The sequence below is a fragment of the Neobacillus niacini NBRC 15566 genome, from assembly GCF_001591505.1.
In the GTDB taxonomy this organism is placed as follows: Bacteria; Bacillota; Bacilli; order Bacillales; family Cytobacillaceae; genus Neobacillus; species Neobacillus niacini.
In genome coordinates this window covers 29,266-40,878 of sequence record NZ_BCVA01000048.1, presented here as the reverse complement: position 1 = coordinate 40,878, position 11,613 = coordinate 29,266, and the positions used below count along the sequence as shown (strand labels likewise).

At 38.6% G+C, this 11,613-nt stretch carries 8 protein-coding genes and 2 pseudogenes; 5 read left to right on the top strand and 5 right to left on the bottom strand.

Going from position 1 to position 11,613, the window contains the following annotated elements; all coding sequences use genetic code 11:
* Nucleotides 1-193 (top strand): hypothetical protein (locus tag BANA01_RS30225; protein WP_218008420.1); only part of this gene is annotated, 193 nt, incomplete at its 5' end.
* Here BANA01_RS30225 and BANA01_RS24230 read toward each other — a convergent pair.
* Nucleotides 161-1,306: a M20 metallopeptidase family protein gene (locus BANA01_RS24230; RefSeq protein WP_034677496.1), complete on the bottom strand. Its 1,146-nt coding sequence runs from the start codon at nt 1,304-1,306 to the stop codon at nt 161-163. The genes BANA01_RS30225 and BANA01_RS24230 overlap by 33 nt on opposite strands.
* A gap of 970 nt (nt 1,307-2,276) precedes the next feature.
* Between BANA01_RS24230 and BANA01_RS24225 the strand changes: the two genes are divergently transcribed.
* Nucleotides 2,277-5,015 (top strand): Ig-like domain-containing protein, encoded by a 2,739-nt coding sequence (locus BANA01_RS24225; RefSeq protein WP_082799662.1) that lies wholly within the window; start codon nt 2,277-2,279, stop codon nt 5,013-5,015.
* A gap of 313 nt (nt 5,016-5,328) precedes the next feature.
* Here BANA01_RS24225 and BANA01_RS24220 read toward each other — a convergent pair whose 3' ends face one another.
* Nucleotides 5,329-6,675 carry a S8 family serine peptidase gene (locus BANA01_RS24220; RefSeq protein ID WP_235847221.1) on the bottom strand — a complete coding sequence of 449 codons (1,347 nt, stop codon included), beginning with the start codon at nt 6,673-6,675 and terminating at the stop codon, nt 5,329-5,331.
* A 480-nt stretch (nt 6,676-7,155) separates the two neighbouring features.
* Here BANA01_RS24220 and BANA01_RS24215 point away from each other — a divergent pair, with 480 nt between their 5' ends.
* Entirely contained in the window at nt 7,156-7,527 is a 372-nt protein-coding gene (locus BANA01_RS24215; protein ID WP_235847220.1) for an aminoacyl-tRNA hydrolase, read from the top strand.
* An 11-nt stretch (nt 7,528-7,538) separates the two neighbouring features.
* Nucleotides 7,539-7,631: pseudogene (locus BANA01_RS29290) on the top strand (LCP family glycopolymer transferase); the annotation flags it as partial.
* Here the strand turns inward: BANA01_RS29290 and BANA01_RS29285 are convergent.
* A pseudogene (locus BANA01_RS29285) lies at nt 7,631-7,792 on the bottom strand (LCP family glycopolymer transferase); the annotation flags it as partial. The pseudogenes BANA01_RS29290 and BANA01_RS29285 sit on opposite strands and share 1 nt — an antisense overlap.
* A gap of 144 nt (nt 7,793-7,936) precedes the next feature.
* Here BANA01_RS29285 and yidA point away from each other — a divergent pair.
* Nucleotides 7,937-8,758 (top strand): sugar-phosphatase, encoded by an 822-nt coding sequence (yidA, locus tag BANA01_RS24210; protein ID WP_034677494.1) that lies wholly within the window; start codon nt 7,937-7,939, stop codon nt 8,756-8,758.
* A gap of 344 nt (nt 8,759-9,102) precedes the next feature.
* Here the strand turns inward: yidA and BANA01_RS29280 are convergent, their stop codons facing one another.
* Both BANA01_RS29280 and BANA01_RS24205 read right to left on the bottom strand, forming a co-directional pair.
* Nucleotides 9,103-9,243 carry an anti-repressor SinI family protein gene (locus tag BANA01_RS29280; protein WP_235847219.1) on the bottom strand — a complete coding sequence of 47 codons (141 nt, stop codon included), beginning with the start codon at nt 9,241-9,243 and terminating at the stop codon, nt 9,103-9,105.
* A gap of 760 nt (nt 9,244-10,003) precedes the next feature.
* Nucleotides 10,004-11,296 carry a hemolysin family protein gene (locus BANA01_RS24205; protein WP_063255006.1) on the bottom strand — a complete coding sequence of 431 codons (1,293 nt, stop codon included), beginning with the start codon at nt 11,294-11,296 and terminating at the stop codon, nt 10,004-10,006.
* Nucleotides 11,297-11,613: the final 317 nt, after the last annotated feature.

Below are 11,613 nucleotides of genomic sequence, written 5' to 3'. Positions count from 1 at the left end.
ATACAGGGTCTTGAGGACAAAACGTGTGGCAGCAAGCAAGGATTTGTCCTCGATACAGGGTCTTGATGACAAATCATACTTTAACATAGTCAAAATAAAGGCTGTCGAGACTTTCCCGACAGCCTGTAAAAGGTACCGCGTTAAACCCGGTACCTTTCATTTAGTCATGATTTTTCATAATCTCAATAAATAGTTTAATAGCATCCGGAAACACATCTTCATCCAAATCAAATTTTGGATGATGGTGCGGGTATTGGCTCTTTTCACCGCTCATTCCTACAAAAATAAATGCCCCAGGCTTCTTCTGCAAATAATAAGAAAAGTCTTCTCCTCCCATTACGGGGTCTACTAATGTTAAGACATCCTCACCAAAACCATTGCGGATGACCGATTCGATAAAAACTGCCTTTTCTCGATCGTTTACGAGCGGCGGTGTGCCGCAAATAAAGTCAACTTGGCCTTTTGCACCATAAGCCTGGCAAATACCTTCTGTTAACTTCACCATTTGCGTTTGAATGGTTTTTACCGCGTGCGGTGTCAGAGCACGTATGGTACCGATTAATTTTGCCTGTTCAGGAATAATATTATAGGTCGTTCCAGCCTCCATTTTTCCAACTGTAATTACTCCTGAATCAATTGGATTTAAATTCCTGCTAATGATACTTTGGAAAGCTTGTATTACTTGAGTGGCTACATAAATAGAATCAACAGTTTCATGGGGCATGGATCCATGGCCGCCTGACCCTTGAATAGTAATTTCAAAATCATCCACGGAAGCCATCATCGGTCCGTGTGTTAATCCGATTTTTCCTTTTTCCATCCCTTGCCACAAATGAATCCCATAGATCGCATCGACCTTATCCAAAACACCTTGTTGGATTAACTGATCTGCTCCGCTTGGTGTGATTTCCTCTGCCGATTGAAAAATAAGCATAATATTTGGCGCAACCTGTTCTCTATTTTTCGATAACCAGTCGGCCACAGCTAATAATACTGCAGTATGTCCGTCATGGCCGCAGGCGTGAGCAACGCCGGGATTTTTTGAAATATAGGGTTTATCCCCTTCCTCGACAATGGGAAGGGCATCGATATCTGCACGTAATGCGATGGTCTTGTTCCCGTTTGTTCCTTTCACAAATCCGACTACACTTGGTGCCTGGTAGTTTAGAATTTCAATCTTTAACGATTCCAGCCGCTGTCGAATAAAGGCATGGGTCTCATATTCTTTTCCAGAAAGCTCTGGATGCTGGTGTAGGTAGCGTCTGTCCTCAATCGCTTGTTTCACTAAGCTGTCATCGATATACATTCAATAAATCCTCCTATGTAACGGAATTTGTCTTTTTAGAGATCCATCTCTCGGCCATATAAATGCCATATTGGATGAATTGGCAATATGGCGGCCCACATAATTCAACAATATAGTAAGGAAGATTTAATCGCCATAGTAAGATGAAGGAAATTAAAAAAGCCGGCTCAAATAGCAGCCGGCATGATACATAATGGATTAGCGGCAATCATACCTGCCAATTTTTTACCATATACAAAATAGCTGCCATCCACTTATTATAAAATCAGGCAAGCGGGGTAAACGCTATTTTATATTGAAAACATTCTAATTAGGAAGGTTTTTAAAGAATGGAAAAAAGGTTTTGCGATGAAGCACATTAATAATAAAAGCGACATGATAATCACATAATCTATTTTTCTCATAAAATCCCTCCGAATGTCCACTTACAAATACAATTATATGATTTTTAGCGTAATCTAGATATATATATTTTGTTAATTTTTGGTTAATATTTGTAAAAATTGGACGGTTAACGGATGATGTTAGTTTCAATCTTGGGGATGTTTTTTTAAAAACTGAATGTTGATTTCAATGTGTTCGAAAAATAATCGGAGCAATTCCGGCTAAACGGAGAAAAACCGATTATTTGTTAAAAATAAAGGACGTTTTTCCGTTTATATTAGCCAAATCTTTTGATATTAGCATATTTAGAACAGTTAATCGGAATTACTCCGCCTATGAATTTCTAATACCCATAGTTACAAGAAAATCAACAATATTGTAGTAGTTTAGCTGTTTGAAATTATTGCTTTATTTTTATAACAATCTAGGTACTTAGTAACAAATTTTGCTATTAAATTCTATACTCTATCAAGATTCGACTTTTTTTGATACTATAATATTGTATTATTTTTCCTAGTTTTATAAATTATACCGGAGGTGGATAAACATCATCAAAAAAGTAAACAGGTATATACTGTTCGCTGCCATGTTTACGATTCTCTTAATCTTTACTAATGGTAAAGTGCTAGCCAACAGTATTCCCCTTCAACCGATGGGGTTCATTGACGCACCATCTGCAGGTTCAACGGTAAATGGGATGATGAAAGTCCGAGGGTGGCTTTTAGACACCAGCGGGGTTTCCAAAGTAGAGGTGTTGGTTGATGGAAAAGTTGTCGGACAGGCCACATATGGTTTTTCTCGTCCAGACGTTTTAAACGTTTTTCCTAGTTATCAAAACGCAAATGCAGGTTATGAATTTGATTTTGATACAAGGTCACTAACGAATGGATCACACTCCGTCTCCGTTACAGCTACGTCAAATACAGGAACTACTTTGCCATTACAAGGTAAAACCGTAAATGTGCAGAATTTACCTCCAGTTGGCTATATTGATTCTCCTACTTCTAATGCTTCTATTAGTGGTGTTACGAATGTAAGAGGTTGGTTCTTAGATGCTAGCGGTATTTCCAACGTTGAAGTCTTCGTAGATGGATGGAGTGTAGGACAAGCCACATACGGCATTTCCCGACCTGATGTACTAAGAGTTCTTCCAGCCTATCAAAACGGAAATGCAGGTTATGAATTTGCGCTGGATACGAGAAATCTTACAAATGGTACACACGTCATCTTAGTAAAAGGGACGGGCAAAAGCGGTACGACAACGGAACTTCAAACCAAAACAGTAAACGTGAACAATCTGCCAGCAGTTGGATTTATGGACACACCAAAGAATGGATCCACGCTTACCGGCATCACGAATGTACGTGGTTGGTTTTTGGATGGCAGCGGTGTTTCCAAAGTGGAGGTCTTAGTTGATGGACAGATTTTTGGCCAGGCCCAGTATGGCGGCTATAGACCCGACGTTCAAAACGTTTTACCTCAGTATCAAAACGCATACGGTGGTTATGAGTTCGCTCTTGATACGTTTAAGCTTTCAAATGGATGGCACTCGATTACGGTAAGAGAGACTGGTAAAAATGGAGCTAGTAGTGAACTCCAAAGTATTAACATAAATGTAAAAAATGCAGTAAATTTGGACTTGGTTGGATTTTTGGATGCGCCAGCTAACGGTTCCGTTATCAAGGGAATTAGTACCGTACGCGGTTGGTTTTTAGATGATGACGGGATTGCTAGAGTGGACGTTTTAGTGGATGGACAATTTGCTGGACAGGCCAATTATGGTCTTTCTCGGACAGATGTTCAAAGATTCTATCCTGAGTATAATAACGCAAATGGTGGTTATGAGTTTGCTCTTGACACTAAGAATTATGCAAACGGCACACACACGATTACGGTTAAAGCTACAGGGAAGAACGGCTCAACGAAACAGTTTGAAAGTAGTGTGAGTATCCAAAATCTTGATCATTTAGTGACATTAGGTTTTCTGGATTCTCCAAAATCCGGTTCAACCATTGATGGAGTATCATTGATTCGCGGCTGGTATTTGGATGGCAGCGGTGTAGAAAAAATTGAGGTATTTATGGATGGCAAATGGATTGGAAATGCTCAGTATGGCTTAAGTCGTCCTGATGTGGCAACCGTCCTCCCGGAATACCTTAATTCAAACGCTGGTTTCCAATACTCACTCGATACGAAACAGTTCACAGATGGAGCGCATACGCTAACCATTAAAGAAACAGGAAAAAATGGTAAGAGTCATACTCTTTCTTCAAGCATTACGATTAAAAATGGAAATCCATATCTTTCATTAAATCTAATGAAACCTGCTAATATTACGGCAACTGATATCGTTAATTTCTTTAATGCTAAAAATCAATCCAATAGCCCACTTAAAAACTATGCTCAAAGTTTTATAGATGCACAGAATCGATATGGTGTGAACGCACAATATTTAGTCGCTCATGCCATTTGGGAAACTGGCTGGGGCGGTTCCGATTTAATAGGTTACAAGAATAACCTTTATGGATATGGTGCCTATGATATGTGTCCTTTCACTTGCGGTTATTATTTCCAGTCAGTGCAGGATAGTATTTTTAGAGTAGCCTATCAGGTAAGGGTAGATTATCTAAATGAGTCTGGGATTTATTATGCAGGTCCAAATTTAATCGGGATGAATACAAACTATGCGACAGATCAAAATTGGAAAAATGGAATTGCTAATCTAATGCAGGGTATGAAACTGTATGATAGCTCCTATTATTCCAATGCGAGTGTCCTTGGGATGTCAAACATTGCTCCACCTCCTCTGGTAAGAGATATTCCAGCTGGGCTGCCATATCCGGTAGATAAGATCATTAACTTCCCTAGTGGAATTAACGCAAAAATTGTTAATACAACTTCTTTAACTCTAAGATCTTTACCATATATTTTAAGATCAACGGTTATAGGGACAGTTCCTCAAGGTACACCGATAACAATACTAGGATATAATACAGACGTGTATTACAATCCGACTTCAACAGGTAATTACGCCTATCGTTGGTACCGGGTAAGTGTCAATGGTCAAACTGGCTGGCTTTATGGTGGATATTTAGAGATTCAAAACTTAGCTCAGGTAACCCTTGCTAGTGGTTCTTTAAATATTCGCAGTGGTAATACAACAGATTCAAGTGTGATTACTAGTGTAAGTAAAGGTGCATATTTGAATCTTGTTATAAACAACGGATTGCCAGTCATACAGAACGGCTGGGTTCAAGTGTATGTACCAAATTCCACAACCACTGGCTGGGTAAGTGGAGAGTTTATTACACAAGTAATAAACTAAAATAGTATAAAGACTAGAACACCCTTGAAAATCAAGGGTGTTTTTTTCTCGACATTTTACGCATCTCTGGGTGGGGAAGCTCCTTGTTAGCAGAAGGTTCTTGCCTAAACTAATCAATCATTTAATTAATTTTCTGTTTGTCAAAAGGAGTCTACTAGTGTGGCAATCTGGTATTTATTGAAAGTGTTTGTAACTGCTAAAATAAAAAGGACCTGGGTGAGGTCCTTTTTGCAACACCTTGGGGACGGTTCTCATGGCTTTTTCGGGGCGTTTTACCCATTATGAAACCGTGAGAACCGTACCTGTGTTATTTTTATTTTAATGCACTAACGGCATTGATAGACCCAAATCCTGATTCTCCATCATAACCTGGCTTGAACCAATCATCTGCTGAGTTTTGGATTAAATTTTTTACTTGAGAAGGAGATAAAACATCCTTTCCATATTTTGCAATAATGACTCCAGCAAGACCGGCCGTTTTAGGGGCAGCCATGGATGTACCTGCATAGAATGCATATCCTCCAGGAACGGTTGATAAACATAATTTATTACGATCTCTTAGTGCTGTGTTACCAGTCGCTAACCACGCTGTACCATAATCCCCACCAGGTGCGATTACATCGATTTTTCCGACACCATAATTTGAATAGTAGGTTAGGTTCTTTTCTTGTCCGCCAGCGGATACGCGAATCATTGTCTGGCTGCTTGGACTTCTATGTGTAGCACCCTTATCATCACCAGAAAGCTTTCCAGGGCTGGAAATATCCACACCTGCATTCCCTGCAGAACCAACAACCGTCACGCCATTTTTAATAGCGTATTGAATCGCACGGTTAAATAAACGAACATCTGCTACAACATCTTTGGTTGCATACTCAGGATTTTGGAACCAGTCATATCCACCAAGAGACATGTTGACTACATCGACATTGTCATCTGCTGCTGTCATTAAAGCATTCGCAATATCAGATGTGTAGGCCCCACCCTCTGGGCCAAATACACGATACGCCGCCACTTTTAACTCAGGTCCAATCCCTAGGACTCGACCATTTCCAGCGATGGACCCAGCAACGTGTGTGCCATGGCCATCTTCATCCATTGCACTATCTATCCCAGGAACGAATGACTTTCCGTAAGCAAAATTATTTTTAATATCTGGATGAGTATAGTCGATACCTGTATCCACTACCGCTACAATAATATCTTTATCATTGGCGGATTTTCCTGTTCCACCTTTCATATTCCAAGAGGCACCATTATTTGTTACTTGTTTAATATCCCATTGATAGGTGTTATAAAGGTCATTAGCGGCACTAGAAGTGAAATTTTCCTCGAGAACCTGAGTGTCCACAGGTGCTTCAGGATATACGGTACTTTCCACACCAGCATTCAAAACGGCTGTACTTTTTTGAACCTCCGACAAGAAATTCGGATTATCTGAGTTTACTTTAACAGCTCCTAATTTTGGTAATGCCTTTGTTACTTTACCGCCAGAATTTTTTACAGTTTCTAAATAGTTTGATGGGAGGCTCGACTCTGACTTAAAGACAACTATGTAGTCCTTGTCCACACCTTGGGCATGGGCAGCCCCTAAACTACCAATGAAAGCCCCAACACTCAAAGTGGCGGTTAAAGCACCTGCGATAAATTTCTTTTTCATACTCATCCCCCAATATTATGAAAATTTTCCAACAATTAGATTATAATTTTCATATAGTATTATCACAATGGGTGTATTTTGTTTAAACCTGTCATTACTTGGTTTATATAAAAAAACCTTTCGACACTTCTGCTCCGAACATTATTATTTTATTAAAGAGAACCCTATCCCAAGTGACACAACTTTAAGATTGCTTAATTTCTAGGTGGTATTCTACATAGTAATATTATCTTGAAAAAATCCTCCCTACTTTCGACAAGTTTCTCTCCTGAAAACAACCAAAAACGCTTATATCAAGGGGTTTATTAGCAATTCAATCAAACGTTTGTTTAGTAAAATTGAAGTTATCCAATCGATTGATTACAATTACATTACGTGCTGTTAATACTGCGTTTGCTCCTGTTTAGCAGGAAGAAAATTGTCTGCGAGGATTACGGTTACCAATTTACTTGGTATTAATTTTTATAGAAGGACTGATAAATGGAGATGGATAAACGAGATCTTGTCCAATATTTTATTGTAAATAAAGACCTGAAAATGTCGACGGGAAAAACAGCCGCACAAGTAGCGCATGCTGCAACTCTCAGTACGATTAACCTGATGTCTTCGCAATCCCCTTTTCAGGAAAGGCATGATGATTTTGTAGAATGGATACAGACTGGAATGAAGAAAATTGTTTTAAAGGGTAAGCAGGGCGAGCTTGAAAAGTTAGAAAAAAGAGGATTTTTTAGCATTCGAGATAGTGGTTTAACCGAAATCAAAGCAGGTTCTTTGACTGTGATTGCACTTCCACCGATGGAAAAATCTGAAGCGAAGGAAATCGTTGGACACTTAACTCTCCTTAAAAACTAAGGATTATGCCACTTGATATTCCCACCGATTATTACGTGCAAATTAATATGGAAGGTTTTGAGGATATTGTCGATGCAGTTGGTGGTGTGACTGTTCAAAATGACCAATCTTCAACGGTATTTATGGCCATGGGAACCTCCTCAAAGGCGTAGGCATGGTTAATTTTATCTTCAAATCCTTTTCAAATAATTTCTGTTCGTGTGTCACGTGGGATGCTAAGCATTTTTACTGATTTGTCTTTGGAATTAACAGTAAGCACGATGAGGTCGTGTAAAGTGAACCTTGTAGCTTTCGGCAGTTGACAGTCCAAAGTAACGAAGGATTTGTCTTGATCTGTCTGGATTAATATTTGTCCTTCTTGTAGTATAGTTATATGCTTACTGACAACTAAGACTTAGGAGGATAAGATTTGTATAAATTAATCGCAATCGATATTGACGGAACGCTGATGAATGATCGAAAAGAAATAACGAAAGAGGTCAATGACGCCATTCAAGCTGCTAAAGCAAAAGGTGTGAAGGTGGTTATCTGTACAGGAAGACCGATCGTTGGTGTGCAATCTATTATTGAGGAATTAAAATTAAATGATGAAGATGAATATGTGATTACATTTAATGGAGCCCTTGTGCAAAATACTCACACCCAGGATGTAGAATCACAAATTACTTTAACCTATGAAAACTTAAAAGAAATTTACGAATTAGGCCAAAAGCTCAATTCACCGCTTCATTACTTTGATACAGAAAATCTATATACCCCTAATCGAAGGATAAGCAAGTACACTATTCATGAGGCACATATCAACCAAATTGATCTTCATTATCGGCCAATTGAGGAAGTACCAGAGGACATGCTTATTCCGAAAGTAATGTTTATTGATGAACCGGAACGTTTGGATACGATTATTGCAAACATCCCTGAATCATTCTGGGAAAAGTATACGTTTGTTAAAAGTACTCCATTCTTTCTAGAAATCCTAGACCCAAGTGTCAGCAAAGGGAATGCAGTAAAACTACTTGCCGAAAAACTTGGAATTAAGCAGGAAGAAGTAATCTGCATCGGCGATGGCGAAAATGATTTAAGTATGATTGAGTATGCTGGCTGTGGCGTGGCAATGGCCAATGCAGTATCTGTTGTAAAAGAAGTGGCTCAGTTCCATACGTTATCGAATAATGAACATGGTGTCGCTTATGCGATTGAAAAATTAGTCCTGGAGCCAGACGCCCGCTAAGCTCTAAAGGGAAAACAATTGCAATTTTAACAAAGACTTTACCTCTACGCATGGGGTAGAGTCTTATTTATTTTTGTAAACCTCGATTGATGTGAACTGTGTATTATTCGACAATAAATTTACTCAAAAACAGGTGAGAATCCCTTTTAAAAGGGTCGTTTGTTAAAGCGAACATATCTATAATAATTAATCTGTTGGAGAGCCATATATCAGGAAAGATTATAATATATCAGGAAAAATTAAAGTATTTCAGGAAGTTTTAATAGTTTATCAGGAAAACTAGAACTGTCGTCGGAGTGCTAACAAATGTTCAGCGGTAATTGGCTGGCCTTCTACTTTAAAAATTATTTTTCGGAATATTTTGGTGTAGTAGCGTTGTGAAGGAAGCTTCTAATTTCTTCAAATGAGATTCCAATCTCTTGAGCTTGTTTAATAAGTTCAATCCATTCATGATCTAGTTCTTTTTTACCGGAAATTGTGGTCACAATTTAACCTCCTAAAATATGAATAATGTTGGTATATACTCAGCCAATAAAGTCTAGTCTGTCGGACGTATTGTAGTCTAGAAGTGGTTCTCTTTAAAATGAATAGTGTTAAAGTACTATATTTATCCTACTACAAATGTTTTAAATATCGAACACAAAGTATGCCAAAAAGTTCGACAAAAGTTTGAATATTTTGTAAATAATAAAAAGCAACTGGTTAAATGATAAGGGGAGAACTAATAAAGCTGTAGAAGTTAATCGATTGTAGCCAGTTTAAGAGGTTTATTGTTGAATTTCTTTCTATAATGTGAATTTGGAAGATTTATATATTTATATTGGTTATCTATTAAAAGTATATAGGTTCTGCAAAACGAACGGGCTTCCAGAAGGGATTTGTCCTCAATGCAGGCTCTTGAGGACAAACCGAACGCGCAACCCAAAGGATTTGTCCTCAATCCGGCCTCTTGAGGACAAACCGAACGCGCAACCCAAAGGATTTGTCCTCAATGTGGGCTCTTGAGGACAAAACGAACGCATAGCCCAAAGGATACGTCCTCAACCCCAGGTCTTGAGGACAAACCGAACGCGCAACCCAAAGGATTCGTCCTCAACCCCAGGTCTTGAGGACAAATCAAACGCACCTGCCCGAGGATTTGTTCTTAATCAAAAGGGATAACTGGCACCTCTAAAAATGCAGAGCAAATTACCTCTTTTTAAATAAAAATTGGCCCGGATACTAAATCCGAACCCTGCCTCTGGTTTATAATTTTACAACTTCCAGGTATTTAAGCTGGTGCCCATCTAACTCAAGAACTCTAAAAATATGTCCTTCTGCTTCGATTTCAGAACCAACTATTGTATCGATGTTTTGAGACAAGAACCAGCCGCCAATTGTATCCACATCCTCATGTACAAGGCTTGTAGCTAACAGGTCGTTCACCTCATCAATAAGCAATTTGGCATCTAAAACATAGTGATTTTCCTTTAGCTTCCGTATTTCTGGGACCTCATCATCATCAAACTCATCTCTGATTTCTCCTACAATTTCCTCCAGTATATCTTCGACCGTTACAAGACCAGCTGTACCGCCATATTCATCCATCAGAATCGCCATATGGGTTCGTTCTTTTTGCATTTTAATCAGCAAGTCATGGATTGGGATGTTTTCGATTACTCGAATTACGGGTGTGATGAATTTTTTCAGATTGATATCTTCGTTGCGGTTCATTGTAATATTTTCTGTTAACAGTTCCTTGATATTGATAAATCCAAGGATATTATCTTTATCACCATCAATTACGGGATAGCGTGTGTAATTTTCTGATTGGATAACTTTTATTATATCTTGGAAGTGATCATCGATGGATATAGAAACGATTTCCGTTCGGGGTACCATAATTTCTTTCGCAATTCTTTCGTCAAACGCGAAAATGTTATTCATATAGTTCAATTCATTCTGGTTAATTTCACCGCTTTTATAACTTTCCGATAACAAAATCCTAAGTTCCTCCTCTGAGTGAGCCACTTCATGCTCAGAGGCAGGTTTTAAGCCGAAAAGTCCAACAAGAACACGGGCTGACCCGTTCAAAAACCAGATGAATGGATACATTAATTTATAAAACCAAATAATCGGTACGGCAAACAGAAGGGTAACGGCCTCTGCCTTTTGGATGGCAACCGTTTTGGGAGCCAGCTCTCCAATCACAACATGGAGAAAGGTGACCAATGCAAACGCAATACCAAAAGATAAAATATGGGTAAGTGATTCATTTAACTGAAAATACTCAAATAAAGGGTGCAATAGCTTTTCGACAGTGGGTTCACCAAGCCACCCTAATCCTAATGCTGTTATGGTGATTCCTAGTTGGCAGGCAGATAGGTACTCGTCCAAATGAGAAACCACTTTTTTAGCGGAAACAGCACCTTTTTTCCCTTCGGATATGAGCTGGTCAATTCGAGAAACACGGACTTTTACCATCGCAAATTCTGTCGCTACGAAAAAAGCTGTTAACGCAATGAGTAAAGCAATCAATAATAAGTTAATAGTTGTCAATAAGTAGTCTTACACAAAGTAAGACATACACCTCCTGTAATTATGTTCCGAACCATTTTGAAAAAAGCCGGTACACACTTTTATGCTTGAGGTATATAAAAGATTCATATTTTTTATAATAGATTTTTTCAATGGAAATTCTTAAAACAGTCTCTATCAGCTAGAAAGCCACCGACTGTTCCGAAACCATATTGAATAGTCCTTGTGTCCCACCCGTTTCCCTGCCCTCGGCCACTGGAAATAATGAGAATTTTTTGAAGGTTTAAGCTATAATGGTCATATCATTATATTTAACTTCTACTTAACGATCTTTCTGA

Bases quoted from the DNA above. Each gene is read 5' to 3' on its own strand.
- BANA01_RS24220 (WP_235847221.1), bottom strand. From the start codon at position 6,675: ATGAAAAAGAAATTTATCGCAGGTGCTTTAACCGCCACTTTGAGTGTT.
- BANA01_RS24225 (WP_082799662.1), top strand. From the start codon at position 2,277: ATGTTTACGATTCTCTTAATCTTTACTAATGGTAAAGTGCTAGCCAAC.
- BANA01_RS24230 (WP_034677496.1), bottom strand. From the start codon at position 1,306: ATGTATATCGATGACAGCTTAGTGAAACAAGCGATTGAGGACAGACGC.
- BANA01_RS24215 (WP_235847220.1), top strand. From the start codon at position 7,156: ATGGAGATGGATAAACGAGATCTTGTCCAATATTTTATTGTAAATAAA.